Annotated in this window: 30 protein-coding genes, 1 tRNA gene and 1 pseudogene; 19 read left to right on the forward strand and 13 right to left on the reverse strand. The window is 56.1% G+C overall.

Going from position 1 to position 25,826, the window contains the following annotated elements:
- Positions 1 to 89 precede the first annotated feature (89 nt).
- From BLU05_RS08240 to rph, 6 genes are read right to left on the reverse strand one after another with little or no spacing between them, the layout of a single operon-like run.
- Positions 90 to 455 (reverse strand): YraN family protein, encoded by a 366-nt coding sequence (locus BLU05_RS08240; RefSeq protein WP_091879162.1) that lies wholly within the window; start codon positions 453 to 455, stop codon positions 90 to 92.
- A complete protein-coding gene (gene rsmI / locus BLU05_RS08245) occupies positions 452 to 1,351 on the reverse strand; it encodes a 16S rRNA (cytidine(1402)-2'-O)-methyltransferase (protein ID WP_091879163.1) in 900 nt (299 codons plus the stop codon). Before rsmI ends, BLU05_RS08240 begins: the two co-directional genes overlap by 4 nt.
- Positions 1,352 to 1,360: 9 nt before the next feature.
- Positions 1,361 to 2,533: a radical SAM family heme chaperone HemW gene (gene hemW, locus BLU05_RS08250; RefSeq protein WP_175540549.1), complete on the reverse strand. Its 1,173-nt coding sequence runs from the start codon at positions 2,531 to 2,533 to the stop codon at positions 1,361 to 1,363.
- A complete protein-coding gene (gene rdgB, locus BLU05_RS08255) occupies positions 2,533 to 3,177 on the reverse strand; it encodes an RdgB/HAM1 family non-canonical purine NTP pyrophosphatase (RefSeq protein ID WP_091880175.1) in 645 nt (214 codons plus the stop codon). Before rdgB ends, hemW begins: the two co-directional genes overlap by 1 nt.
- Complete coding sequence (locus BLU05_RS08260; protein ID WP_091879165.1) at positions 3,174 to 3,581, reverse strand: VOC family protein; 408 nt, start codon at positions 3,579 to 3,581, stop codon at positions 3,174 to 3,176. The genes rdgB and BLU05_RS08260 overlap by 4 nt, the downstream gene beginning before the upstream one ends.
- Positions 3,582 to 3,593: 12 nt before the next feature.
- Positions 3,594 to 4,310: a ribonuclease PH gene (rph, locus tag BLU05_RS08265; RefSeq protein ID WP_091879166.1), complete on the reverse strand. Its 717-nt coding sequence runs from the start codon at positions 4,308 to 4,310 to the stop codon at positions 3,594 to 3,596.
- A gap of 136 nt (positions 4,311 to 4,446) precedes the next feature.
- On the opposite strand from rph, the gene hrcA reads away from it, so the two are divergent.
- The 3 genes from hrcA (at position 4,447) to BLU05_RS08280 (ending at position 7,133) form a co-directional block, all read left to right on the forward strand.
- Positions 4,447 to 5,517: a heat-inducible transcriptional repressor HrcA gene (hrcA, locus tag BLU05_RS08270; protein WP_091879168.1), complete on the forward strand. Its 1,071-nt coding sequence runs from the start codon at positions 4,447 to 4,449 to the stop codon at positions 5,515 to 5,517.
- Between the two features lie 129 nt (positions 5,518 to 5,646).
- Positions 5,647 to 6,360 (forward strand): nucleotide exchange factor GrpE, encoded by a 714-nt coding sequence (grpE, locus tag BLU05_RS08275; protein ID WP_091879169.1) that lies wholly within the window; start codon positions 5,647 to 5,649, stop codon positions 6,358 to 6,360.
- 119 nt (positions 6,361 to 6,479) lie between these two features.
- The gene (locus BLU05_RS08280; RefSeq protein WP_091879171.1) at positions 6,480 to 7,133 is read left to right on the forward strand and encodes a trimeric intracellular cation channel family protein; all 654 of its coding nucleotides are present in this window, start codon (positions 6,480 to 6,482) and stop codon (positions 7,131 to 7,133) included.
- On the opposite strand, the gene BLU05_RS08285 is transcribed toward BLU05_RS08280, so the two are convergent.
- Complete coding sequence (locus tag BLU05_RS08285) at positions 7,125 to 8,117, reverse strand: adenosine kinase (RefSeq protein ID WP_091879172.1); 993 nt, start codon at positions 8,115 to 8,117, stop codon at positions 7,125 to 7,127. The two genes, BLU05_RS08280 and BLU05_RS08285, sit on opposite strands and share 9 nt — an antisense overlap.
- A gap of 219 nt (positions 8,118 to 8,336) precedes the next feature.
- Here BLU05_RS08285 and BLU05_RS08290 point away from each other — a divergent pair, with 219 nt between their 5' ends.
- Entirely contained in the window at positions 8,337 to 9,053 is a 717-nt protein-coding gene (locus BLU05_RS08290; protein WP_091880176.1) for a sulfate transporter family protein, read from the forward strand.
- On the opposite strand, the gene nth is transcribed toward BLU05_RS08290, so the two are convergent.
- The gene (nth, locus tag BLU05_RS08295) at positions 9,050 to 9,817 is read right to left on the reverse strand and encodes an endonuclease III (RefSeq protein WP_091879174.1); all 768 of its coding nucleotides are present in this window, start codon (positions 9,815 to 9,817) and stop codon (positions 9,050 to 9,052) included. The two genes, BLU05_RS08290 and nth, sit on opposite strands and share 4 nt — an antisense overlap.
- 34 nt (positions 9,818 to 9,851) lie before the next feature.
- On the opposite strand from nth, the gene BLU05_RS08300 reads away from it, so the two are divergent.
- From BLU05_RS08300 to cueR, 4 genes are all read left to right on the forward strand, one after another.
- On the forward strand, positions 9,852 to 10,346 hold the full coding sequence (locus tag BLU05_RS08300; RefSeq protein ID WP_091879176.1) for a DUF2244 domain-containing protein: 495 nt from the start codon (positions 9,852 to 9,854) through the stop codon (positions 10,344 to 10,346).
- Between the two features lie 175 nt (positions 10,347 to 10,521).
- Entirely contained in the window at positions 10,522 to 11,427 is a 906-nt protein-coding gene (locus BLU05_RS08305) for a methylated-DNA--[protein]-cysteine S-methyltransferase (RefSeq protein WP_091879177.1), read from the forward strand.
- 149 nt (positions 11,428 to 11,576) lie between these two features.
- Positions 11,577 to 14,090 carry a heavy metal translocating P-type ATPase gene (locus BLU05_RS08310; RefSeq protein WP_091880178.1) on the forward strand — a complete coding sequence of 838 codons (2,514 nt, stop codon included), beginning with the start codon at positions 11,577 to 11,579 and terminating at the stop codon, positions 14,088 to 14,090.
- 7 nt (positions 14,091 to 14,097) lie between these two features.
- Positions 14,098 to 14,493 carry a Cu(I)-responsive transcriptional regulator gene (cueR, locus tag BLU05_RS08315; RefSeq protein ID WP_091879179.1) on the forward strand — a complete coding sequence of 132 codons (396 nt, stop codon included), beginning with the start codon at positions 14,098 to 14,100 and terminating at the stop codon, positions 14,491 to 14,493.
- Here the strand turns inward: cueR and BLU05_RS08320 are convergent.
- The gene (locus tag BLU05_RS08320) at positions 14,490 to 14,783 is read right to left on the reverse strand and encodes a Dabb family protein (protein ID WP_091879180.1); all 294 of its coding nucleotides are present in this window, start codon (positions 14,781 to 14,783) and stop codon (positions 14,490 to 14,492) included. The two genes, cueR and BLU05_RS08320, sit on opposite strands and share 4 nt — an antisense overlap.
- 93 nt (positions 14,784 to 14,876) lie before the next feature.
- Between BLU05_RS08320 and BLU05_RS25920 the strand changes: the two genes are divergently transcribed.
- The 7 genes and pseudogenes from BLU05_RS25920 to BLU05_RS08350 all read left to right on the forward strand — a co-directional run bounded on the left by BLU05_RS25920 (position 14,877) and on the right by BLU05_RS08350 (position 20,035).
- Entirely contained in the window at positions 14,877 to 15,053 is a 177-nt protein-coding gene (locus BLU05_RS25920; protein WP_139210419.1) for a potassium-transporting ATPase subunit C, read from the forward strand.
- Positions 15,016 to 17,712: a sensor histidine kinase gene (locus BLU05_RS08325; protein ID WP_091879182.1), complete on the forward strand. Its 2,697-nt coding sequence runs from the start codon at positions 15,016 to 15,018 to the stop codon at positions 17,710 to 17,712. The genes BLU05_RS25920 and BLU05_RS08325 overlap by 38 nt, the downstream gene beginning before the upstream one ends.
- A complete protein-coding gene (locus tag BLU05_RS08330) occupies positions 17,709 to 18,395 on the forward strand; it encodes a response regulator (RefSeq protein ID WP_091879183.1) in 687 nt (228 codons plus the stop codon). Before BLU05_RS08325 ends, BLU05_RS08330 begins: the two co-directional genes overlap by 4 nt.
- A gap of 96 nt (positions 18,396 to 18,491) precedes the next feature.
- Positions 18,492 to 18,953: an OsmC family protein gene (locus BLU05_RS08335; RefSeq protein WP_091879185.1), complete on the forward strand. Its 462-nt coding sequence runs from the start codon at positions 18,492 to 18,494 to the stop codon at positions 18,951 to 18,953.
- Between the two features lie 13 nt (positions 18,954 to 18,966).
- A pseudogene (locus BLU05_RS26405) lies at positions 18,967 to 19,160 on the forward strand (glutathione S-transferase).
- 57 nt (positions 19,161 to 19,217) lie between these two features.
- A complete protein-coding gene (locus BLU05_RS08345) occupies positions 19,218 to 19,550 on the forward strand; it encodes an ArsR/SmtB family transcription factor (RefSeq protein ID WP_091879186.1) in 333 nt (110 codons plus the stop codon).
- 14 nt (positions 19,551 to 19,564) lie between these two features.
- Positions 19,565 to 20,035, forward strand: a complete 471-nt coding sequence (locus BLU05_RS08350; RefSeq protein WP_091879188.1) for an SRPBCC family protein — start codon at positions 19,565 to 19,567, stop codon at positions 20,033 to 20,035.
- 9 nt (positions 20,036 to 20,044) lie between these two features.
- Here the strand turns inward: BLU05_RS08350 and BLU05_RS08355 are convergent, their stop codons facing one another.
- A complete protein-coding gene (locus BLU05_RS08355) occupies positions 20,045 to 20,998 on the reverse strand; it encodes a DMT family transporter (RefSeq protein ID WP_091879189.1) in 954 nt (317 codons plus the stop codon).
- A gap of 218 nt (positions 20,999 to 21,216) precedes the next feature.
- Here BLU05_RS08355 and BLU05_RS08360 point away from each other — a divergent pair, with 218 nt between their 5' ends.
- Positions 21,217 to 21,588, forward strand: a complete 372-nt coding sequence (locus tag BLU05_RS08360) for a heme-copper oxidase family protein (RefSeq protein ID WP_091879191.1) — start codon at positions 21,217 to 21,219, stop codon at positions 21,586 to 21,588.
- Positions 21,589 to 21,604: 16 nt separating this feature from the next.
- Here the strand turns inward: BLU05_RS08360 and BLU05_RS08365 are convergent, their stop codons facing one another.
- The 3 genes from BLU05_RS08365 to BLU05_RS08375 all read right to left on the reverse strand — a co-directional run bounded on the left by BLU05_RS08365 (position 21,605) and on the right by BLU05_RS08375 (position 22,802).
- The gene (locus tag BLU05_RS08365) at positions 21,605 to 22,003 is read right to left on the reverse strand and encodes a hypothetical protein (RefSeq protein WP_091879192.1); all 399 of its coding nucleotides are present in this window, start codon (positions 22,001 to 22,003) and stop codon (positions 21,605 to 21,607) included.
- A 169-nt stretch (positions 22,004 to 22,172) separates the two neighbouring features.
- A tRNA-Ala gene (locus BLU05_RS08370) sits at positions 22,173 to 22,248 on the reverse strand.
- 164 nt (positions 22,249 to 22,412) lie between these two features.
- On the reverse strand, positions 22,413 to 22,802 hold the full coding sequence (locus BLU05_RS08375; RefSeq protein ID WP_091879193.1) for a TIGR02300 family protein: 390 nt from the start codon (positions 22,800 to 22,802) through the stop codon (positions 22,413 to 22,415).
- Positions 22,803 to 23,055: 253 nt separating this feature from the next.
- On the opposite strand from BLU05_RS08375, the gene aroA reads away from it, so the two are divergent.
- From aroA to cmk, 3 genes are all read left to right on the forward strand, one after another.
- Entirely contained in the window at positions 23,056 to 24,411 is a 1,356-nt protein-coding gene (gene aroA, locus BLU05_RS08380) for a 3-phosphoshikimate 1-carboxyvinyltransferase (RefSeq protein ID WP_091879195.1), read from the forward strand.
- A gap of 7 nt (positions 24,412 to 24,418) precedes the next feature.
- Positions 24,419 to 24,775 (forward strand): hypothetical protein, encoded by a 357-nt coding sequence (locus tag BLU05_RS08385; RefSeq protein WP_091879197.1) that lies wholly within the window; start codon positions 24,419 to 24,421, stop codon positions 24,773 to 24,775.
- A 358-nt stretch (positions 24,776 to 25,133) separates the two neighbouring features.
- A complete protein-coding gene (gene cmk, locus BLU05_RS08390; protein WP_244518298.1) occupies positions 25,134 to 25,814 on the forward strand; it encodes a (d)CMP kinase in 681 nt (226 codons plus the stop codon).
- The last annotated feature ends 12 nt before the right edge of the window (positions 25,815 to 25,826 follow it).

The raw sequence follows: 25,826 nt of genomic DNA on the forward strand, positions 1-25,826 counted from the left end.
TGTTAGTGGGGAAATGCAAGCGTTTTTTCTACTCGCCGCTTAGGGGATCACCAAATGATCGGGATCAAGCGCAGCCATGAATCAATGCGCTAGACCATGAAAACAGCAGGAACATGCACCGGCCAGCGCCAAGGCAGGATGGCAACAAGATCAAACCGCAGCGAGAGTTTTGCATAATCGGGCTGGCGAGCAAGCCAAAGATCGGCTGTGGATTCGATGCGCCGCATGGTAGTGACGTTTACAGCGTCCATTGCTTGTTCGAGTGTTGTTCGCGCTTTCACTTCAACGATGAGAATGAGATTCCCACGCCGGGCAATAAGGTCGATTTCACCCAGCTTTGTCCGGTAGCGGCGCTCGACGATACGGAAGCCTTTCAGCATCAAAGCAAGGGCGGCGAAATATTCGGCTGAGTGGCCACGCCTATACGCTTTGTGCCGTTTGCCCGCTCCGTTCATTTCATTGCGAGCAGCCGTTGATAGAGTTCACCCTTGGGACGGCCCGTCATGCGCGAGGCCTCACCGGCTGCCTTTGAAGGCGACATTTCCAAGACGAGCGCACGCAGCAGTGCATCGATATCATCGTCAGAACGGGCAATATTCTGGTCGCCTTCCGGAGGCCCGACTACAAGGACCACCTCGCCGCGAATACGGTCCTCGCCGTCGAATTCCGCTGCAAGTTCGGCCAGCGGCAAGGTGACGATGGTTTCATAGGTTTTGGTGAGTTCGCGGCACAGCGATGCCTGCCGCTTTGGCCCGAACACCTCGACCATATCGGCCAGCGTTGTGGCGGCGCGATTGGGCGATTCAAAGAACACCAGTGCTGCATCCAGCGTCTTCAGGGATTCGAGCTTGGACCGGCGCTGACCCTGTTTTGATGACAGGAACCCGGCAAAATAGAAACTGTCCGTAAACAGCCCCGAGGCCGTCAACGCGGCCAAAACTGATGACGCGCCGGGAATGGGAACAACACGAATACCAGCCGCCTTGGCTTCCGGCACAAGTCGCCCGCCCGGATCAGAGACGAGCGGCGTTCCCGCGTCGGAAACGAGAGCAACACTTTTCCCTGCGAGCAAAGCCTCGATCAATTTGGGTCCAGCTTCAGCAGCATTGTGTTCGTGATAGGCATAGGGACGACGGGAAATACCATAGCGCTCCAGCAGCACACGGCTGACGCGTGTATCCTCGCAGGCGATCACATCCGCAGCCGCAAGAGTTTCAATGCCGCGCAGGGTCATGTCACCAAGATTGCCGATGGGTGTCGCGACAATATAAAGCGCGGGTTCGAGCGGGCGGGCGCGGAATGAACTGTTGCCGATCTGATAGTTTCGTTCGCTGGCTTCCCCGTCAGACACTTTATACCCCTACGCCGCCAGATCGGCGATAACCGCATTCAAAACGATAGCACCCTCGGGCGTCGTGCGGATGCGACTATTGCCGATATATTCGATAAGGCCCTGTTCGGCCAAGGAAATTACGCGTTTTTCCTTTACACTATGGCCGGTTAGCCGCTCGTAGCGGGCAAGATCGATACCCTCGACCAACCGCAGGCCCATCAGCAGGAATTCATCACCTTCCTGCTCGCCGGTCAGCAGCTCTTCTTCCACGATACCATGACCATCGGCCTCAACCTTGCTCATCCAGGTTTCCGGATGGCGCTCGGTGATCGTTACGGCGCGCTTGCCATTCTCGATGAAGCGGCCATGGGCACCGGGACCGACGCCGACATATTCGCCGTAACGCCAATAGACGAGGTTGTGCTGGGATTCGGCACCGGGTGCTGCGTGGTTGGATATCTCATAGGCGGGGAGACCACGCTGTGCGGTCACATCCTGCGTTTCCGCATAAAGCGCCGCCGCATGATCACCATCCGGCGTGATCAGTTTGCCGGCTTTCCATAGCTGGTAGAATGCCGTGCCTTCCTCAATCGTCAGCTGATAGAGCGACAGATGATCGGCGGCATAGGAAATGGCGCGGTTGAGTTCTTCCCGCCATGCCTCGATGGTCTGATCAGGCCGGGCATAGATGAGATCGAAGGACAGGCGCGGGAAAATATCGCGCGCAAGGCCGATTGCTACCAACGCCTCGTCAACATTGTGCATGCGGCCAAGCCGGCGCAGATCAGGATCATTCAGCGCCTGAACACCCAGCGAGACACGATTGACACCCGCCGCGCGATAGCCGCGAAACCGGTTGGCCTCGACGCTGGTCGGATTGGCTTCCAGCGTGATCTCGATATTATCGGGAACAGTCCAGTTCTTGGCGATCTCGTTGAGAACCGATCCCACTGTTTCCGGCTCCATCAGCGACGGCGTGCCGCCACCAAGGAAAATGCTGGAAATTGTGCGTGGACCGGTACGCTGGCGCATTGTCGCCATTTCACGGGCAAAGGCCGCCGTGAATCGCTGCTGATCCACTGGCTGGTGGCGTACATGCGAATTGAAGTCGCAATAGGGGCATTTGGCCATGCAGAAGGGCCAATGGACATAGACGCCAAAGCCCCCTTCATTTTCCTGGCCACGCACCGGATTTGTCATTACGCGCCCAGACAATCGCGGGCAAAATGCTGGAAGGCTCGGGCGCGGTGCGATAGCGCATCGGCTTCGCCGGGCTTCCAGCCATGTTTCTGCTCGGCAGTCATTTCGCCGAAAGTGGCATCATAGCCTTGTGGCTTGAACACCGGATCGAAACCGAAACCGGCTGTGCCGCGCGGCGGCCAGACAATCTCGCCCTCCACCTCGCCGCGATAGTAATTGGCTTCGCCATCAGGCCATGCAAGGCAGATGACCGAAACAAAGCGCCCGCCCCGATCCTGAGGGTTGGTGACGCCCTTTTCCTGCAAGGCGGATTCAACTTTCTGCATCCCATGGGCGAAATCGCGCTTACCATCTGGCAGCTCGGCCCAATTGGCGGTGTAGACGCCGGGGTCGCCGTTCAGCGCATCAACGCAAAGGCCAGAGTCATCGGAGAGAGCAACAAGGCCCGTCGCCTTGGCTGCCGCAAACGCTTTGATATAGGCGTTTTCCTCAAAGGTGGTACCGGTTTCATCCGGTTCCGGCAGGCCGAGATCACCCGCAGATACCACTTCGAAACCGAAGGGACCGAGCAGGTCGATCATTTCCTGAATCTTGCCCTTGTTATGACTGGCAACGAGCAGCTTGCCTTTTTCGAGTGTTCTCATTTCGGGTTCCATAAAGCCGGTTCGGCAAATTCTATCGAGTTTCCAGAAGGGTCGCGGAAATAAAGGGAGCGGGCGCCGTTTGGCCAGTCAAATTCACTTTCGATGGTAACGCCATTGGCCTCAAGATGGGATTTCCAGCTAGAAATTTCATCCCGCGTTGCGCGAAAACAGACATGACCCGGACCCTTGGCACCATGGGCGGGGATAGGCAGCCCGCCTTTGGGTCTTTCCAGCAGCTTGTTCGCATCAAACAGGATCAGAACACCCTCGCCACAACGAAAGAATACTGATTCATTGCCCGCGCGCAGAATGACTTCCAGTCCAAGCACGTCCGTATAAAACCGTGCAGCCAATTCGATATCGGTCACATAAAGTGCAGTTTCCAGAATACCCGATGGCTGCATGATGTTTTCCGTTTAGGCGACCGCCATTTTCTGCAGGGAAACCAGACGGGTAATGCCGTTGCGGGCAAGATCCATCAATGCCAGCAGTTCTTCCTGCGAGAATGGCTCGCCTTCCGCCGTTCCCTGCACTTCCACAATACCACCCTTGCCGGTCATGACGAAGTTGGCATCGGTCTGTGCCGTTGAATCCTCGGCATAATCGAGATCGATAACCGGCGTACCGTTGGAAATACCGCAGGAAATCGCCGCGACATGATCCTTCAGCACTTTTTCGACCTTGAGCATCTGGCGGGTTTCCATCCAGCGCAGGCATTCATGCAAGGCAACCCAACCGCCGGTGATAGCAGCGGTGCGCGTACCGCCATCCGCCTGAATGACATCACAATCGACGGTGATCTGCACTTCGCCCAACGCCTGCAGGTCCACTACAGCGCGCAACGAACGGGCGATCAGCCGCTGGATTTCCAAAGTACGACCACCCTGCTTGCCGGATGAGGCCTCGCGGCGCATGCGGTCGCCGGTGGAGCGTGGCAACATGCCATATTCCGCTGTTACCCAGCCCTTGCCGGTGTTGCGCATCCAGCCCGGGACCTTTTCCTCAAGGCTGGCGGTGCACAGAACGTGCGTATCGCCAAACTTGACCAGGCACGAGCCTTCAGCATGTTTGGAAACACCGCGCTCGAAGGAAATGGCGCGCATTTCGTCTGGGGCTCGTTTGGAAGGACGCATGGAATGACCTCTTGAAAATATGTTTGTCCGGCCTTTTAGAGCAATGGACGCTTAAATGGAACCATGCAGCAAAAGCTTTGATGATTGGACCGACAATGCCTATATTCCCTGACAGGAAACAAGGGCGTTACACAGAATGAACAGGGCAGTCACTCCCGAACCATTGCAATCGCTAGACCAGCGATCGCGAGATATCTTTCGGCGCATTGTCGAGAGCTATCTTGGCGATGGCGAACCGGTTGGGTCGCGCAATCTTTCGCGGATACTACCGGTTGCACTTTCGCCTGCGACAATCCGCAATGTGATGAGTGATCTGGAGCATCTCGGCCTTGTCTATGCGCCGCATATCTCGGCTGGACGTCTGCCGACGCAACTCGGCCTGCGATTCTTTGTCGATGCCTTCATGGAAGTCGGCGACCTTTCCTCGGACGAGCGCAATTCCATCGAGGCACAGGTTCGGGCGGGTGGTGATGCCCAATCAACCGAGAATGTTTTGACGCAAGCCAGCCAACTCCTTTCCGGCATGTCGCGCGGTGCGGGACTTGTTCTGGCAACGAAAGCGGAAGGCGCGCTCAAGCACATCGAATTCGTGCGGCTGGAGCCGACAAAGGCGCTGGCGGTGCTGGTTACACAGAGCGGCGATATCGAAAACCGGGTGATTGATTTGCCGCCCGGCGTCACGCCCTCCCAATTGATTGAGGCGTCGAATTTCCTCAATGCCCATATTCAAGGCCGCACCATCACCGAAGCGCGCGCCGAAATCGCACGCCTGAAGGACGAGACCCAGCAGGCGCTCGATGCACTATCACAGCATCTGGTCGAAGAAGGGCTGGCAGTCTGGGGTGGAGCAGGCGGCGGACAACCGCCACGGCTGATTGTGCGCGGACGCGGCAATCTGCTCGATTCGATCAATGCTGAGGCTGACCTTGACCGCCTGCGTCATCTCTTTGATGACCTTGAAACCAAGGAAGGCACGATACAACTGCTTGATCTGGCAGAAGCGGGCTCGGGAGTGCGTATTTTCATCGGCTCGGAGAACAAGCTGTTCTCGCTTTCGGGTTCATCGCTGGTTATCGCCCCCTATCGCGACTCGGAACAGCGGGTTATCGGCGCGCTCGGCGTTATCGGTCCAACGCGGCTTAACTATGCGCGGATTGTTCCCATGGTGGATTATACGGCACAACTGGTCTCAAGACTGTTGCGTTAGCTCCGGTTGTACCATTCTGCTGCGTGAACTTGCCCTACTAACTTGCCCTACTCAGGGCATTTGCACTTGATTTTCATGGCCTAAACCTCGATATCCAGCGCACATTGGATTTATGAACGGACAGGATAGATGACTGAAGAAAAGAAACATCATGACGCACCCGATCTCGATCAGCGCGATCTGAAGAATCCGCGCGACCGTGATGCGCTGAAGCGTGCCGCCGATGATTTTCTGAAATCACGCAAGGCGGAAGAATACGCCATGGCGCAGGAAGAGGAAGACGAGGCGCAAGCCATCAGCAGCGCCGAACTGGACGCATTGCGCGCCGAAAACGGCGATCTGAGGGACCAGTTGCTGCGGCTAGCCGCTGACATGGAAAACCTGCGCAAGCGTACAGCACGCGACGTGCATGACGCACGTTCCTATTCGGTTGCAAACTTTGCCCGCGACATGCTGTCGGTTTCCGACAATCTGAAGCGCACGCTCGAAGCCATTCCTGCCGACGCACTTGCCAATGGCGATGCGGGTTTCAAAACCCTCGCCGAGGGCGTGGAACTCACTGAGCGTTCGATGATGTCGGCGCTGGAACGCCATGGCGTAAAGAAGATCGAACCACAGGGCCAGCGTTTCGACCCGAATTTCCATCAGGCCATGTATGAGATCCCCAACACCGACGTGCCGCACAACACAGTGCTGCAGGTGGCGCAAAGCGGGTTTGTCATTGGCGACCGCATGTTGCGTCCGGCACTGGTCGGCGTTTCCAAGGGCGGCCCCAAGCAAGCTACGGGCGAAGGTCAGGCGGAGCCGGGCCCTATCAATCCACAGGCTGAAAAAGACGCATAATCAAAGCGCCTTCATGTGAAAAAGGGCCAGATACGGGTAACGGTGTCTGGCCTTTTTCATTTCGCTATTTACCGTCCGGATTGGCCGTGTTCTACCTCTGGTAAAAGGGGGAGCGGTCGATGACATTGATCCAGATATTCAATTATGCGGGCGTTTTTGTCTTTGCTGCTACGGGCGGTCTTGCCGCCTCACGCCGCCAGCTTGATATCATCGCCTTTGTGTTTCTGGCTGCGGTAACAGGCATTGGCGGTGGAACCTTGCGCGATCTCATTCTCGGGGTTCCGGTCTTTTGGGTGAGAGAGCCCGGCTATATCCTCGTCTGCGCCGCAGCCGCTGTCCTTGTCTATTTCTCCGCCAATCTGCTGGAATCGCGCTACCGGCTTTTGCTCTGGCTTGATGCGCTCGGACTTGCCGCCTACAGCGTCATGGGTGCAGCCAAGGGGTTGGCACTTGGATTTGATCCGGCGATTGCCGTTGTCACCGGTATTCTAACGGCCACATTTGGCGGCGTACTGCGCGATATTGTATCGGGGGAACCGTCTGTGCTGATGCGGCGCGAGATTTACGTAACGGCAGCGCTTGCCGGTTCGGCCGCCTATACGATCCTGCTTGGACTTTCGGCAGGGCCGGAGGTTTCGGCGCTGCTCGCCGCCCTCACCGCTTTCACGGTGCGTGGCGGCGCGCTGTATTTTGGCTGGACGCTACCCAACTATCATAAACCGGGCCGCACGCCTGAAGAACTCAAGCGTGACGGCATTGTGCGGTCAGAGTAATCCGGCCTGCTGCGCGGCAATCTTCAGGTTTTGTGCGGGACGCGGGCCAATCTGCTGGATGACAAGACCGGCTGTCAGCGAACCCAGTTTCGCGCAATCGGTCAATGACCGGCCATTGGTATAGCCGAACAGAAAACCCGACGCGTAGAGATCGCCAGCGCCTGTCGTATCAACCAGTTCGGCAATCTCGATAGCAGGAACCGCGACAGTTTCATCCTTCGAAACAACAACCGAGCCCTTTTCGGAACGCGTGATGGCGGCCAGTTTGCAATCCTTGCGGATCGCATTGAGACCCTTTTCGAAGTCGTCGGTCTGATACAATGATTTGAGTTCCGCCTCGTTGGCGAAGACGATATCAACCGTGCCGGAACGCATCAGATCGAGGAATTCCTCGCGATAACGATCGACACAGAACGGATCTGATAGCGTCATCGATACTTCACGCTTGTGCTCATGGGCAATTTTTGCCGAGAGGCGGATGGCTTCCTTGGCCCGGGGCGGGTCCCAGAGATAACCTTCGAAATAGGTCACCTTGGCTTCGGATACTTTTGAACTTTCCACATCTTCCGGTCCAAGCTCGACGCAGGCACCAAGATACGTGTTCATCGAACGCTCTCCATCGGGCGTTACGAAAATCATGGAGCGGGCCGTGGGCGGCGGTGCTTTCAGAACACGCGTATCGAAGGCGACGCCCTGGGCACGGATGTCATGGGTAAAGATATGGCCGAGCGGGTCATCGGCCACCTTGCCGAAATAGGCAGCGCGGCCACCAAGGCTGGCAACGCCCGCCGCTGTATTGCCCGCGCTTCCGCCTGACGCTTCGATCGCCGGGCCCATGCGTTCATACAGAAATTCCGCACGGTCGGCATCGATCAGATTCATCGCATTTTTGATGATACCGTTCTTGACGATAAAATCATCATCCGTGCGGGCTATGATATCGACAATGGCATTGCCGATGCAAAGCACGTCATAACTCGACATGAAAACTCCAGGATTGATTCAATTGCAGTTCTTGGCCTCTCACGGTCCGATTCTGACATTTGCATGGTTCGCGTGATGTCAAATTCGTTCCATTCATTTGCCAAGTCCTAGCGGGAACGATAGGCGTTGACTACCCCCAATAAGTGTCACCGCCTTGTCTGTGCCGAAGTCGTTCCCTATGTCGGAAGTTCCCGAGTGGCCAAAAAGGATGATGGCACAATGATCTTTGAAAGCGCACGCGCCGCCGCAAGCCATCTGTTTCGGCCGGAATTTCGATCCGTGCTGTGGAAATCACTCGGGATGACCATTCTGCTGCTCATCGGAGCGTGGTTTGGACTGCGGGAATTGTTTGAAGTGCTGGCTCTGCCGTTTTTCGATCAGTGGATGCCAGATCTGCCATCCTGGGCCGGTTGGTTTGGTTTTATTGCAGCAATTCTTGCCAGTATTGTCCTTGCACTGGGGCTGGCACTGCTGATTGCTCCGGTTTCAGCCATCGTTGCCGGGCTGTTTCTCGACGACGTGGCGGAAGTTGTGGAAAAGTCAGATTATCCGCTCGATCCAAGAGGCCGCCCGCTGCCGGTGCTGCGCTCCTTCGTGCTTTCGCTGAAATTTATGGGCGTCGTTATCATCGGGAATATCATCGCTCTGCTGATGCTGCTGATCCCCGGCGTCAACATCATCGCGTTCTTCGTGGTCAACGGTTATCTGCTCGGTCGCGAATTCTTCGAATTTGCCGCCATGCGGTTTCGCCCGGAAATGGAAGCCAAGGCGCTGCGGTCAAAACATTCAATAACGGTGTTTCTGGCTGGTCTTGTGATTGCAGCCTTTATGGCTATCCCCATCCTCAACCTGCTGACGCCGCTGTTTGCAGCCGCCATGATGGTGCATCTGCACAAGGCGGTCGCGCAGTCGGAACCCCCTGCCGCATTGCGCTAGAAGACTTGCGGCGGCAGAGGCACCAGCGGCGCTGGCATTTCCGATGTTTTCTCGGCTGATTTGCAGATATCGGCGATGACACAGGCGGTGCATTCCGGTTTACGGGCTTTGCAGACGTAGCGGCCATGCAGAATCAGCCAATGATGGGCGTGATAAAGATATTCCGCCGGGATGATTTTCATCAGCTTGGCTTCTACCTGATCCGGCGTCTTGCCGGGAGCGAGGCCAAGCCGGTTGCCGATGCGGAATATATGCGTGTCGACAGCCATCGTTGCCTGTCCGAACGCCATGCTGAGCACGACATTGGCCGTCTTGCGGCCCACACCGGGAAGCTTGACCAGTTCGTCGCGATCATCCGGCACCTGACTGCCATAATCGCGGATCAGAGCTTCCGAGAGGGCAATGACATTCTTCGCCTTGTTGCGCCAAAGGCCAATGGTACGGATATATTCTCCGACACTTTCCACGCCAAGATCGCGCATTTTCTCCGGCGTGTCGGCCACTTTGAACAGGGCGCGTGTTGCCTTGTTGACACCGATATCGGTTGCCTGAGCGGAAAGCGCAACCGCGACAAGCAGTGTGAAGGCGTTGACATGTTCCAACTCGCCCTTGGGTTCTGGGCGCTGGATGGAGAACCGGCGAAAAATCTCATGAATCTCATCAGCCGTATAGCGCGTACCCGCGACAAGACGTGGCTTCTTTGCCGTTTTTCCGGCAATTGCACTCACGTCAATCTGATCAACTTTGCTCTTGGGATTTTCCATGACCCTTCTATACTCAAGCGTCATGAGCCAAACAATGAACCCAATTGACGCTGCCGTGCGCAATGAAGAGGAAATCTTCCGCGCCCTTCTTGTGCCGCACCGCTCGCTTGGACAAAAAGGGTTTCTCATTGTCATGGCTGCTATTGGCGGCTCCAGTTTTCTGACCGGACTGTTCTTCCTTTCGCTCGGCGCATGGCCTGTTTTCGGCTTCTTCGGGCTTGATGTGCTTTTGGTCTACCTTGCCTTCCGCATGAATTATTCGGCAGCGAAAGCCCATGAAGAGGTCAGCGTTTCGCGCATAACATTGCAGATCAAACAGGTAGCGCCGTCAGGACGCACGAAACTACACGAGTTCAACCCCTTCTGGACGCGGTTCAGCGTGGCCCGTCATGAGGAAATTGGCATTACGTCCATGCGCGTCGAGGGACAGGGAAAGGCCGTTACAATCGGCTCATTTCTCAATCCCGATGACCGCGAAAGCTTTGCATCGGCCTTTACGCGTGCTTTGGCCACAGCCAAGGGCCGATAGTTTTCACAAGGTGCAAGAATCGGGTGGCAGATCAGGCACCTGCATGGTCATATGACACTCAACAGAGCCCTTTATGTCCATCCTATTTGCATGAAGTGCTTCAGATGAATTGAAAGCCTTGAACCGGCCTTGGCGATGTAACGCACCCGGCACAGGCCTGAATGAGGTAAAGATCATGAAACCCCATGCCATACTTCAAAATGACATCACGCCGACAGGCAATGACTATGCCATCGTCAGCCATATCATCGAGCGAATCAGCGAGGATTATCGCGATCAACCATCGCTTGAAACACTGGCCAAGGATGCGGGTCTATCGCCGACAGCATTGCAGAAGCTTTTCACCCGCTGGGCAGGTCTGTCACCGAAAGGCTTTTTGCAGGCAGTGACCATCGATCATGCACGGCGCCTGCTTGACGAAGGAATGCCTTTGCTTGAAACGGCCTATGAAACAGGCCTTTCCGGTCCGAGCCGCCTGCATGACTTGTTTGTCACCCATGAAGGCATGTCCCCCGGCGATTACAAGACGCGCGGCGCGGGGCTCATCGTCCGCTATGGTTTCCATATCTCGCCATTCGGCCGCGCACTGGTCATGGTGACAGATCGCGGCCTCGCCGGTCTGGCCTTTGCCGATCAGGGCCAGGAGCGTGAAGCTTTAGGCGATATGACATCGCGCTGGCCCAATGCCACCTATGTGGAGGATCTCAACGCAACATCACCCTATGCGGCGCGGGTATTTGATCCGGCTGAATGGCGCTCCGACCGGCCGCTGAAGGTTGTCATGATCGGAACGGACTTCCAGCTTCGCGTCTGGGAAGCCCTGTTGAAGGTCCCTATGGGCAGGGCTTGTGCCTATTCGGATATTGCTCAGGACATCGGTTCGCCCAAGGCTTCCCGCGCTGTTGGTGCTGCGGTTGGTGCCAATCCGCTCTCCTTTGTGGTTCCGTGTCATCGCGCCGTTGGAAAATCGGGCGCTTTGACCGGCTACCACTGGGGCCTGACCCGCAAACGCGCCATTCTGGGCTGGGAAGCCGGACAGATGGGCGACCCTGACCAGCTCGATATGGCGCGCTCCGGCTGATCGCCACATCCTCCCGCAGACAAAAAAGCCCGGCAGAAATGCCGGGCTTTTCATTTTTCCAAGAAACTTTCGAGCAGGCCTTGACCTTCCAGTTACTGGAAAGATTACCTTTGCATCACTATCTCATTACCCATGTCGAAAGTTCTATCATGAAACATGACCATTCCGCCCATCACAATCATGCCCATGACACCCACGGGCATAGCTGTTGCAGCACGCATAAGGATGAGACGGATGTCGTCCGTGATCCCGTGTGCGGCATGCTGGTGGACCCTGCTGCGGGCAAGCCCACGGCTGAGCACGCGGGCCGCGTGTTTCATTTCTGCTCGGCCGGTTGCCATAGCAAATTCGTTGCTCACCCCGAATCTTATCTGACTGCGGTTGATCCAGTCTGCGGCATGACTGTCGACCGGGCGACGGCCAGACATTTTCTGCGGCACGACAATGAAAAATATTATCTCTGCTCGGCAAGCTGCATGGCAAAGTTTGAAAAGGCACCTGAAGATTATCTCGGTGACCGGCCAGCGCCAAAGCCTGTGCCCGCAGGCACGCAATATACCTGCCCGATGCATCCGGAAATCATCAAAGATGGTCCCGGCGCGTGCCCGCTTTGCGGCATGGCTCTGGAGCCGATGGGTATACCGACAGGCGATGAAGGCCCCAACCCTGAACTCGTGGATTTCACCCGCCGGTTCTGGATCAGCGCGCTGTGTTCTGTACCACTGCTGTTGATCACGATGGGCCCGATGCTTGGCTTGCCGTTCCGTGAATGGATTGGCGAAAGCCGCGCAGGGTGGCTGGAATTTGTATTGGCAACCCCGGTTGTTCTGTGGGCAGCCATACCATTCTTTGAAAGGGCATGGGCTTCCTTCGTCAATCGCAGCCCGAATATGTGGACGCTGATCGCAATCGGTGTCGGCGCGGCCTATGCTTTCAGTGTCGTAGCGACACTGTTTCCCGACATTTTTCCGCATGCATTCCGCATGCATGGCGGCGCTGTGCCGGTTTATTTCGAAGCCGCTGCCGTTATCGTTACACTGGTATTCCTCGGGCAAATTCTCGAGCTGAAAGCGCGTGAACGTACAGGCTCGGCGATCCGCGCATTGCTTGATCTTGCACCAAAAACAGCGCGCCGCGTGGCTGCTGATGGCACGGAAAACGATATTCCGCTGGATGAGGTGGTGGCCGGAGACCGGTTGCGGGTGCGTCCAGGCGAAAGCGTTCCCGTGGATGGCATCGTCTTGGAAGGCCGTTCTTCCATAGACGAATCCATGCTCACGGGCGAACCGCTCCCCATCGAAAAGACCGAGAACGATATGGTGACGGGCGGCACGCTTAATCGCAACGGCACGCTGCTGATCAAGGCGGAAAAGGTGGGCGCCGATACGGTCCTGTCGCAGATCGTCGGCATGGTTGCGACCGCCCAGCGCTCACGCGCGCCCATTCAGGGACTGGCGGACCGGGTGGCCAGCTATTTTGTACCGGCGGTGGTCCTCGTTGCCATTGTTTCGTTTATTGCATGGGCATGGTTCGGGCCTGAACCCGGCATGATCTATGGCCTTGTGGCTGCTGTTTCGGTGCTGATCATCGCCTGCCCCTGTGCGCTGGGTCTTGCGACCCCCATGTCGATCATGACCGCCACGGGACGAGGTGCGCAGGCCGGTGTTTTAATCAAGGATGCGGAAGCGCTGGAGCGCTTTGCCAGCGTCGATACGCTGATCGTGGACAAAACAGGCACTCTGACCGAAGGCAAACCGAAACTCACCGATATCGTTTCGGCTGGTTCACTGCCTGACGACCAATTGCTCGTCCTTGCGGCGACACTCGAAACGGGTTCGGAACATCCGCTTGCCGAAGCCATTGTCGAGGGTGCGAAGACACGCAATCTCGCTTTGCTCAAGGCGGAGCAATTTGAGGCGATCACGGGCAAGGGCGTTTCCGGTACCGTTGAGAAATGGACTGTCGCCTTGGGCAACAGAGCGATGATGCAGGATATCGGTGCTGATATCGCTTCCTTGAGCGGCAAGGCGGATACATTGCGCGCAGGCGGCAAGAGCGTGCTTTTCATTGCCGTCGATGGCAAGGCTGCCGGTATCATTGCCGTGGCTGATCCCATCAAGTCCACAACGGCGGAAGCCATCCGCCTTCTGCATAAGGCTGGCCTCAGGATCATCATGGCCACCGGTGACAACCGTATAACAGCACAGTCGGTTGCTTCACAGCTCGGCATTGACGAGGTGCGCGCGGACATGCTGCCCGAAAGCAAGAAACAGCTGGTCGATGAGTTGCGGGCAAAGGGTGCAAAGATTGCCATGGCCGGTGACGGCGTCAACGATGCGCCTGCGCTTGCGGCAGCCGATGTCGGCATTGCCATGGGCACCGGTGCGGATGTAGCCATGGAAAGCGCCGGTATCACCCTGGTGAAGGGCGATCTTAACGGCATTGTTCGCGCTCGTTATCTGGCTGACGCAACGATCCGCAACATCAAGCAGAACCTGTTCTTCGCCTTCGTCTATAATGTGCTTGGTGTGCCGGTTGCAGCCGGTGTTCTCTACCCCGTCTTCGGGGCAATGCTTTCGCCCATGCTGGCAGCAGCGGCAATGAGCCTTTCTTCCGTATCGGTTATTGCCAATGCATTGCGGCTGCGGACGCTGAAACTGTGAGGTTCCCATGAATATCGGCAACGCATCGGAAAAATCAGGTCTGCCGCCCAAGACCATTCGCTATTATGAGGATATCGGGCTGCTCAAGCCCGATAGATCAAACAATGGCTATCGGGACTATTCGATGTCGGATGTGCACAAGCTGCGTTTTCTGCAACGCTCACGCGGCCTTGGATTTTCCGTGGAAGAATGCCGTCAGCTTCTGGCGCTTTACGAAGACAAGGAGCGCGCGAGTTCCGATGTCAAAACCATAGCGAAAACGAAACTCAAGGAGATCGACCGCAAGATCACCGAACTGCGCGAGCTGCAACATACGCTGCAACATCTGGTCGCCCATTGCCATGGCGACCAGCGGCCGGACTGTCCCATTCTGGAGAGTATTTCCGGTACCGGTGAGGCTTAAGCGATAGTGGAAACCACGTCCGCCGAGATGCGCAACTCGCGCAAGGGACGCACAACAGCTGTCGTTTCACTGTAGATCGGGTGTGCCTTATAGGCCGCCAAGGCTTCGGCGCTTTCGAATTCGCCATAGACAACGATGTCAATCTCGCCGGAGATTGGATCGGTTTTGGTGTTCTTCATGACCTCAAAAACGATGGAATGCGGAATTTCTCCAAGCCGTTTCAAACGGGTGTGGATTGTGTCGACATCTTCGGGATTGCGGGCACTGAAGAATACAATATGGCGGATCACGGTCGTTATTCCTGCTTGATCGAACTGGCGCGGACTTTTAATGCACCTGATCATAGCGTCAATAGATGTGCTGTCGCAGTTTGACCGGCAACCTTGCCAGCGGACGTAATTTCTGCGCTGGTAGCTGCAAACACGCGGCATCCTGCCCTTGGCATTTTCGGTGAGGTTGGGGTAAACGTTCTGGCGTTTAACATTTCATCCGACGATCTGAAAACACCAATCCGAGGCGTATATGGCCGACTACGGTCAACAGACACGACCCGATCCTGATAAGCTGCTTGAGCTTGCCACGCGTGAAACGCGCGGCAAGTTGACCGTTTTTCTGGGGGCTGCTCCCGGCGTGGGCAAAACCTATGCGATGCTCTTGCGCGCGCGCCGCCTGAAAGAGGATGGCGTTGATATCGTCATCGGCCTTGCTGAAACGCATGGCCGCACTGAAACAGCTGAGCTTCTTGACGGGTTGGAAGTATTACCACGCAAGCAGATCGGTTATCGCGGCCGCTCGCTGGAAGAGTTCGATCTGGATGCGGCACTGGTACGTAAGCCAAAAGTGCTGGTGCTTGACGAGTTGGCTCACACCAATGCACCGGGCAGCCGCCACCCCAAGCGCCATCAGGACATTGAAGAATTGATCTGGCAGGGGATCGATGTCTGGACGGCAATGAATGTCCAGCATCTGGAAAGTCTGTCTGATCTGGTAACCAAGATTACCGGCGTGATTGTGCGCGAGACCGTGCCTGACGTCGTGCTAAAGCGTGCCGATGAGGTGCTGCTCGTCGACCTGCCGCCAGCGGAACTCATTGCCCGCCTGAAAGAGGGCAAGGTGTACCTGCCCGGCAATGCCGAGCGCGCTGCCGTGGGCTTTTTCAAGCCAGCCAATCTGACAGCATTGCGCGAGCTTGCGCTGCGCCGCACTGCCGACCGTGTTGATGACCAGATGATCGATCTGTTGCGGCAGAACGCCATTGAAGGCCCATGGGCTACCGGAGAGCGGCTGCTGGTCTGTGTCGGTCCTGACAGCCTGTCCGACAAGGTTGTGCGCACTGCAAGTCGTCTCGCTTCCGGTCTCAATGCACGCTGGCTGGTGGTTTCGCTGACCAAGACCAGCGACGCCGGCATGGATATTGGTGCAAACCAGCGCCTCGATGAGTTGCTTGATCTGGCGGAAAGACTGGGTGCGGAAACACGGCGTGTGATCGCCGGGGATTTTGTTGATGAAATCTTCCGTATTGCGCGGCGTGAAAACGTCACACAAGTCGTACTGGGCCGCCCCAAGGGCAAGCGCTTTGCCAATCCGTTCCGCCGGTCGCTTCCCGATGAAATCGTGAAACGCTTCACCGATGTGGGCGTGCATATTGTAACCGGCGACGAACAGGACAAACCCTACGTCCCGCCTGCGCCGCAAAAACGCTCAAGACGCGAGCTTGCGGAATCCATCGCCATTCCTGTCGTGGCAACCGCTGCAACGACACTTCTGGGGCTTGGCGCCAGTGAAATTGTGCATCCGCAAAACCTTTCCATGCTCTATCTGGTGGCGGTCATCCTTTCAGCCATGTCGAGCGGACGTTTCGCCGCCATCATTGCGGCTGGCCTGTCATTCGTCCTCTACAACTACTTCTTTATTGACCCGATCCACAATCTCAGCATCGCCAAGCCGCATCAGCTGTTTTCGCTGATCATCTTCCTTGGTGTGGCGCTGATGATCGGCGATCTCGCCGGACGTTTGCGTGATCAGGTGGCCCGGTCGCGTAATCAGGCCAAGAATACGCAGGCGCTCTACGAATTTTCCCGCAAGCTTTCCGGCACCGCCCGGCTTGACGACGTGCTTGTGGCCGCCGCCATGCACCTGCATTCAACGTTTGGCACAGGCGTTGTTATCCTGCTGCCGGAAGAGGGTGATCTCTCGCTGCAAACGGCGTGGCCGCCGGACCTGACACTTGATAATACGGATATGACTGCCGTCCGCTGGGCATTCGAAAAGAATGAACGGTCCGGGCATGACACGGGCACGCTGCCGCAAATCCATTGGCAGTTCCTGCCCATCCTCACATCGCACGGTGTCGCGGGTGTTCTTGGCCTTTCCATGCTGGAGCATCCGGCATCGCTGACCGAAAACGAGGATCGCATGTTGACCGCGATTCTGGATCAGACGGCAATTGCCATTGATCGTGCATTGCTGGTTCGGGAAAACGCCAAGACGGCGGCGCTGCAGGAGAGCGAACAACTGCATGCTGCGCTGTTCTCTTCCCTTTCGCACGATCTGAAAACCCCGCTGGCTTCGATCACAGGCGCGGTCACGACGCTGCGCGAGCTTGGCGGCCGCATCAAACCGGAAGGCCGTGATGATCTTCTGCTTTCCATCGAAGAAGAAGCGGGGCGTTTGACACGCTTTGTTTCCAACCTCTTTGACATGACGCGCATCGAGGCTGGTACGCTCAAGGTCAAGAGCAGCCCCGTCGACGCAGCCGATGTCATCGTTTCCTCGGTGGAGCGCATGAAGAAGCTCAAACCCGGTGTTGCGATTGACATCAGCATTGCTCCTGACCTTGCAACGGCGAGTGGCGATTCTTCCCTGCTCGGGCAGGTGCTGTTCAATCTGCTCGACAATGCCGCCAAATATGGTGGCGAGGGCGCGATTTCGGTTTATGCAAAGCAAGATGCAACAGGTGTGGTGATCAATGTCACTGATCAGGGAAAAGGCATTCCGGCAAAGGATATTGATCGCATCTTCGAGAAGTTCTACCGGCGCGTAAAAGGCGATGGAAGAGCTGCAGGCACCGGGCTTGGCCTCTCCATTTGCCGAGGCTTTGTCGAGGCCATGGGTGGTACAATCAAAGCCGAAAGTCCTGCTATCCGTAAGCGTGGCACGCGGTTTATTATCCGGCTTCCTATTTTTGACGAGACCAAGAACGAGGATACGGCTGCATGAACGAGAACCGCATTCTTGTGGTCGATGATGAACCGCAAATTCAGCGTTTTCTGCATCCCGCACTGACGGCATCCGGTTACGATGTCATCACTGCCACGACAGGTGCAGAGGCAGAGCGCATGATTGCGACAAGCGCGCCCGATCTCGTCATTCTCGATCTTGGTCTTCCTGACAAGGACGGCAAGGAAGTCATCAAAACTGTACGGGCCTTTTCCGAAGTACCGATTATCGTTCTATCGGCGCGGGACCGCGAAGTGGAGAAGATTGCAGCGCTTGACCTCGGTGCCAATGATTACGTCGAAAAGCCCTTCGGCATTGGTGAATTGCTGGCGCGGGTGCGAACTGCCCTGCGTCAGAAAGTGGCCGGGACCAGCGTTCCCTCGCGCTTTGAGTGGAATGGCCTTGCTGTTGATATGGCGAAGCGGGTGGTCACGCTCAAGGGCGAGGAACTTCATCTGACCCGCAAGGAGTACCAGCTTCTTGTGCATCTTGTCCTGCACCCCGGTCTTGTTGTGACGCATCGCCAGCTTCTGGCGTCCGTGTGGGGCGCTGCGCATGTCGAAGACGTGCATTATCTCCGGGTTTTCGTCGGCCAGCTCAGGGCCAAGATTGAGGAAGATCCGAACCATCCGCAGTTTATCAGGACAGAGGCTGGCGTCGGCTACAGGTTCATCGCCGAGTAAGGCGTTTCACTGCTTCTCCAACTTCCTGTCGACAATTGCTGGCAGCTTTGACAAGCTTCCGTCAATCCATCAACAACAGATTCGGGAAACGCCTCCATGACCTCATTCAGCGCGACGGTTCTATGGAGCCGTGCTTCAGATGCCATTTTTACTGACAACAAGTATAGCCGCGCCCATGTCTGGCAATTTGACGGCGGGGCGGAAGTGCCCGCTTCATCATCGCCGCATATTGTGCGCCTGCCCTATTCGGCGGCGGAGAATGTCGATCCTGAAGAAGCCTTTGTTGCCTCCCTCTCCAGTTGCCACATGTTGTTCTTCCTGTCAGGTGCCGCAAAGGGCGGTTTCGTTGTCGATGAATATCGCGACGAAGCGTCAGGGGAACTTGGCAAGAATGAAAATGGCAAGCTCTTTGTCAGCAAGGTCGTGCTGAAACCACATGTGACCTATGCTGGTTCTGCACCGGATCGAGCCACGGAAGAGCATTTGCATCACGAAGCGCATGAGCAATGCTTTATCGCCAACTCCGTGCGAACCGATATCAGCATCGATCTGGGTTAAGGGAGGAAATATTATGTCAGAACTGAAAATCGGTGATGCCGTCAACACGGCCTGCCCATGGTCGGGCGATCCCATCAAGGAAGATAGTCTCACCCTCTACAAGGGTGCCGTAGTGGGTTTTGCAATACCGGCTGCCGCGATAAATTCGAGAAGGCGGTCAACCATTTTGAAGAAGCGCTTGTTCATAACAGGCACGAAAGCATTTAAATCAGCAGGCCCGGCAAATTCCGTTGACAAATTCAGGCGGCAGATATACTTAAGTGTATGCTTAACCAACAGACACCACTTGATCTCATGTTCCAGGCGCTGGCAGACCCATCCCGGCGCTTCATGGTCGAACGGCTGAGCCGTGGCCCGGCCTCCGTCAGTGAACTGGCCAAACCGTTGACCATGTCCCTGCCCGCCGTCGTGCAGCATTTGCAGGTGCTTGAGAACAGTGGCCTGATCCGTACGGAAAAGGTCGGCCGTGTGCGTACCTGCCATATTGAATGGACAGCCATGCGAACGGCAGAACAGTGGATGGACGAGCGGCGCAAATCTTGGGAGCGCCGGCTTGACCGGCTGGGCGATTTTCTCGCCAGCGATGACAATCAATAATCGGGAGCAGAAGTATGACCAACCGATCGGTAAAACACGATACATTTGTTATCGAGCGCAGCTATGCGGCGGCCCCGACGCGGGTGTTTTTTGCCCTTAGCGATAAGACAGCCAAGAGCAAATGGTTTGCCGGGCCGGATGAGAGTGCCGCGAGATTCGAGATGGATTTTCGGATTGGTGGTCATGAGATCAATCGCGGCGGACCAAAGGGCGGTCCTGTTTATACCTATGATGCGGTCTATCAGGACATCGTGCCTGACCAGCGCATCATCTATACCTATGATATGTATATCGACGACAAGCGCATTTCTGTCTCGGTTGCAACAATGGAACTGAAACCCGAGGGAACCGGCACAAAGCTTGTCCTTACCGAACAGGGTGCCTTTCTTGATGGGCTCGACGAGCCAGATATGCGCAGACGCGGAACGGAAGAGCTGCTCGATGCTCTTGGTGCCTCGCTGAAGGGCGCGCCAGTCAACGCCTGACGGCTGCCCTCAAAGCGGATCACCGGAGCCGGTGACAATTGTCTCCACCGGCTCTTCTTTTATCCGTCCCTGACGCTTCAGCTGCTGTTCGCGGAAGAAGATGAACAGACCCGATGCGACGATGAATCCTGATCCTATCAGCATGGGCAGCCGCGGTACATCGCCAAAGACCAGCCAGCCGAACACGATAGCCCAGAACAAAAGCGTATATTGCAGCGGCGCAACCGTGGCCGCATCAGCCATCTTGAGCGCGCGATTAACCAGCATATGGGCCAGCATAGCCACAACGCCGAGAATAGCCAACAAAACCAGATCACGCGGGCTGACCGGTTTCCAGTCGAAATAGAGCGATGCAGCGCCAGCAAGACCGGCGCCGACGATCTGCCAGAATACCAGCGTCGTGTCGGGCGTTCCTCGCAGCGACCGTCCCAGCAACAGCATCAGCGCAAAGGTCATGCTGCCCAAAATCGAGATAATGGCTTGCGGCGTCAGCGCCTGTGAAGAGGGTTCCAGTGCGATGACAACGCCGATAAAGCCAACGACAATCGCGCTCCACCGCCGCCAGCCGACCGGCTCTTTCAGCACAAGGGGTGAAATCGCCGCAACGTAAATCGGAGCCGCCAGCCAATACGTCATCACATCCGCCAGCGGCAGATAGACCACCGCAAAATAGAACGCAAAAATCTCGGCCGTTGACGCCGCAACACGCGCAAATTGCAGGAATGGCTTGTCGACCTGCATGATTTTCTTCGGCCCTGAGAACCAGAGGAAGGGCGCAAGAACGATCAACGCGGCAACGCTACGGACAAACACAACCTGCCCGACGGAATAAGTCGATACCAGCCATTTGCCCATCACATCATTCAGGGCAAACATCAGCATGCCGAGCAGCATCAAAAGCACGCCGGTGCGCGCCAGAGATGGTTCGGACGTTGCAGAAAAGGCACCGGAGCGGGCGGACATGGGAGTTTCCTCGATACTGGTCTTTTTCAGACTGCTTTGATCGATTTTATCAAGCTAATCCAGTCGAAAACAGCAATCGCGGCGCAAGGCTGCAAAATAGTTCTCCATTATGGCATCCAGGTCGCGCTTTGCCCGAAAGCTGCCCCTCTGGAATAAACCCGGATTCGGGAATATAAATCTGCGAGACTGATATTTTAGCTCAACGAAAGAATACGCTCATGCCCCGGGTTTCGCAGCTGTTCTTCAAGACCGCAACTGTCTTCTTTCTGATCGGTATTCTCCTAGGGCTTCAAATGGGCATATCGGGCGACCATGCGGCGTTCCCTGCTCACGCGCACCTCAACCTGCTTGGCTGGGTCACCAGCGCCATATTCGGCATTTATTACGCGCTCAATCCCGCCAAGGCCCAGGGTCGATTGCCGATGATCCAGTTCGCCGTCTTTACGATAGGCGTCATCATCATGATTCCGGCGCTGTATTTCCTCAATCTTGGCCATACGGCAATGGAGCCACTTGTTGGTATCGGCTCGTTTATCGTTCTTGCTGGCGTCGTTTTGTTCGCAGCCGTGGTTTTTTCCAACAAGGCTTAATCTGCTTCGCATTCTTTTACTGACTCATTCTTGAACCGAAGACATCCCCAATTGTTCGTGCGTAGGGAGCGATGTTTGGGTCTTTCACTGGCACGACCGTTAGAATTTGCAGCCCGTTTGCAATTGCATAACCGATTTCAAGAAGCGCAGCTGACCCTATATACCCATCAATATTGCAAACAGTGAGGAAGGAAGAAATACGAATCTTGGCGAAAATCGAATCTTGAAGAGTTCGCGGGTCATGTATGGGATCGGCATCAAGGAGCACAAACTCTTCGCCAACGTTGATCGCACCTGAGCCCACCGGAGAAAGAACCCTGATTCCAGCGGATTCCAGCCGCTGCTTTAAATCGTATAGCGCGCGAAGATGCTTGCGATATGAGCCGGAAATAACAGTCGTAAGTTCGGAAGACATGACCTTTCCTTCGTCAAATGCATAAGAGGACCACAAGGCCCAGATAAATGGTTAGCGAAAAGGTTTCTAAAAAACCCCTGAATAAAGGGGAATGAGCAATATCTCCGACAATCGGATCAGACCCTTTCGGTGTCAATGCCAGAAAACTAAAATTTAGTACTGAAGGATTTGGTGGAGCCAAGCGGGATCGAACCGCTGACCTCTTGCATGCCATGCAAGCGCTCTCCCAGCTGAGCTATGGCCCCATTCCATTAGCCGGTTTCGGCTAAGCCGGATAAATCCGGCTGGACAGTCGAACGGTCGGGAACCGTTCCGAGGCGGGTACATAAAGCCCGCCGCAGAGAAGATCAAGGTCTATTCGCCGGATATTTCCGTTATTTTCCGGAAGAGCGAAAGACCTTGATGAAAATCAATTTTCGTCGTCTTCGCCGATACCGCCGCCGAGGATGTCGGTAACGTCATCATCTTCATCTTCCTCGTCTTCGGCAAGGAACGTATCGTCATCATCGGCATCATCGACATCAACGTCGACGTCATCGCCCAGATCCGGCACATCAGCATCGGTATCGCCGTCAGCTTCTTCAAGTGAAACGAATTCCGGCTTTTCCAGAACAACGTCCACTTCTTCGGTCTCGGCCTCTTCCTCTTCTTCACGAACAGATGGAGCGGTCGAATCAAAATAGCTCAGCGGATAGCTCTTGCCTGTATAAGGCGAGACAATCGGATCGCGGTTCAGATCGTAGAATTTCTGACCCGTTTCAGGGTCAACTCGCTTGGTACCAAGTTTTGCATTTACCACGTTATGCCTCGTCTTCTGGCTGCGCCTGCATTCGGTATGCCATCGTCCAACCGTTTATGCCAGCGCTCATCAAATGGATTTCTGGTCCCATAAACGCAATTCAGCGCATTTGTCAAAGCCAAAAACGATGAGTGATTGCCATTGAGCCAATCAATGCATTTGCGAGATGACCGAACCGGCAAGCTGTGTTACGAACGCCAGCGCCTGTAGGCAACACCTGAAACATCCATTTTCCTTGTGATCGATCCTGCTCATGTCCCATTCCGCATTACCCAAGCCCGCCACAGCCCGCCGCTCCAAAGCCCTTACCGGCGATATCCGGATTCCGGGCGATAAATCGATATCGCATCGTTCCTTCATGTTTGGCGGCCTTGCCTCCGGTGAAACCCGTATCACGGGACTGCTTGAAGGCGAGGATGTGATCAACACTGGCCGCGCCATGCAGGCTATGGGCGCAACGATCGTCAAAGAAGGCGAGGTCTGGATCATCAAGGGCACCGGCAATGGCTGCCTCTTGCAACCCGAAGCGCCGCTTGATTTCGGCAATGCCGGAACCGGCGCACGTCTCACCATGGGCCTTGTCGGCACCTACGCGATGGAAACCACATTCATCGGTGACGCATCCCTGTCGAAAAGGCCGATGGGCCGCGTGCTCAACCCGTTGCGGGAAATGGGCGTTCAGGTGACCGCATCGGAAGGCGACCGTATGCCGCTGACATTGCGCGGTCCGAAAGTTGCCGCTCCCATCACTTACCGCGTTCCCATGGCGTCGGCGCAGGTCAAATCCGCTGTGCTGCTGGCAGGTCTCAACACGCCTGGAATCACAACGGTCATCGAACCTGTGATGACGCGCGACCACACGGAAAAGATGCTACAGGGCTTTGGCGCTAACCTTACCGTCGAAACCGACAGGGACAATGTGCGCCATATCCGCATTGAGGGTCAGGGCAAACTTACAGGTCAGACCATTGATGTGCCCGGCGATCCATCGTCAACAGCGTTCCCGCTCGTGGCAGCATTGCTTGTTCCCGGCTCCGATATCACCATCCGCAATGTGCTGATGAATCCCACCCGCACCGGACTTATCCTGACCCTGCAGGAAATGGGTGCCAGCATTGAAATCCTCAATGCACGTCTTGCTGGCGGCGAGGATGTTGCCGATCTTCGGGTACGTGCCTCTGAGCTTAAGGGTATTGCCGTGCCTGCTGATCGCGCGCCCTCGATGATCGATGAATATCCCGTGCTCGCCGTGGCTGCGTCTTTCGCCACGGGAGAGACCGTGATGAACGGGCTCGAGGAATTGCGGGTCAAGGAATCGGACCGCCTGTCAGCGGTTGCCAACGGCCTCAAGGTCAACGGCGTCGATTGCACGGAAGGGCCTGAAACCCTGAGCGTTCGCGGGCGCCCTGACGGTAAGGGCATCGGCGGCGGTACGGTTGAAACGCATCTTGATCATCGCATTGCCATGAGCTTCCTTGTCATGGGCCTCGTCGCGGAAAAGCCCGTCACCGTCGATGATTCAACCATGATTGCCACCAGCTTTCCGGAATTCATGGGTATGATGACCGGCATGGGTGCCGAGATTTCAGAGCAGGGAACGCCAGCCTGATACGCATATGAGCGCATTTTTTTCCGCATTGACGGTATACTTTCTCTATTTGATGTCGAGCGTACCGTTCATCGTCTGGGCGGGGCGAAGCGCCTATGCGGGCACAATTTCCAGTGGATCATCGCGGCCATGGCCCGGCATTTTGAGCACGATCATGCGGGTCGTTCTTCCTTTGCTGCTGATCTTCCTCTATGCGTGGAACGTCTCCGACGGTTCACGGTCAGGCTTGCCCGAGGTCGAAACTGCAGGAACAAGCGATTGGACGCCCTATCAGTTTTTGCTTCTGCCGCCCGCGTTCGGTTCAATCGCCGGTTATGGTATAGGCTTCCTCATGGGCGCAAAGGCCGGAAAAAGAGTGTTATGATCGAACCTGCTGTCCATATGCAGAGTGTATCGAAAACGGTCTTGCCGCAGGCAGGGGGCGTCTGATGTATTTTATCCTGACGTCTCTGGTCATTGTCGGTGTTTCCTACGCTATTGAGCGATTTGCGCTGAAAGTCCGCTTCGGACTGTTCGCTCTCCTGTTCTGGCTGTTCATTTTCCAGTTTGCGTTGATCTTCGCCATTGATGCATTGCTGCAGAATTTATCGGCCTATCTGCCGGACTGGCTTTCCTCGATGGTGACAACGGTGGGTGGCTTTGCCTTTGTGTCGATCGGCATTACGCCCCTGATAACGCTGGTCCTTGCTGCTGCCTATTCGCTGTTCGCACTGGGCAATTGGCTGTTTGACCGCGATGAAAAGGATGATGTCGATGTACCATCCCGGTTCACCATTGCCATTGATGGTCCGGCTGCATCTGGCAAGGGAACACTGGCGCGACGGATCGCCGACTATTACGGTTATCACCATCTCGACACGGGTCTGACCTACCGGGCTGTTGCCAAGGCATTGCTCGACCAGAACATGGCGCTTGATGACGAGTTCCTCGCCGAAAAGGCAGCGCGCACTGTTGACCTGTCCAAACTTGACCGGACGGCGCTATCGACACACGACGTCGGTGAAGCCGCATCGAAGGTCGCAGTCATGCCCGCTGTGCGCCGGGCACTTGTCGCGTCACAACAGGCTTTTGCCCAGCGCTCACCCGGCACTGTGCTTGACGGGCGCGATATCGGCACCGTTGTTTGCCCGGACGCGCCGGTCAAACTCTATATTACCGCCTCACCGGAAGCACGGGCCAAGCGCCGCTTTGAAGAGATCAGATCAACCGGCGGGGGTGCCGAGTATGAGGAAATTCTGGCCGATCTCACCCGCCGTGATGCGCGCGATATGGGCCGCACGGACTCGCCGCTCAAGCCCGCTTCCGACGCGCACTTGCTTGATACGACAGAAATGGATATAGAGACCGCGTTTCTTGCTGCCAAAAAGCTGATTGATCAGGCTTTGGTGGGAAACAAGCATTAAACAAGCATTTGC

This window comes from Phyllobacterium sp. OV277, from assembly GCF_900104355.1.
Taxonomy (GTDB): domain Bacteria; phylum Pseudomonadota; class Alphaproteobacteria; order Rhizobiales; family Rhizobiaceae; genus Phyllobacterium.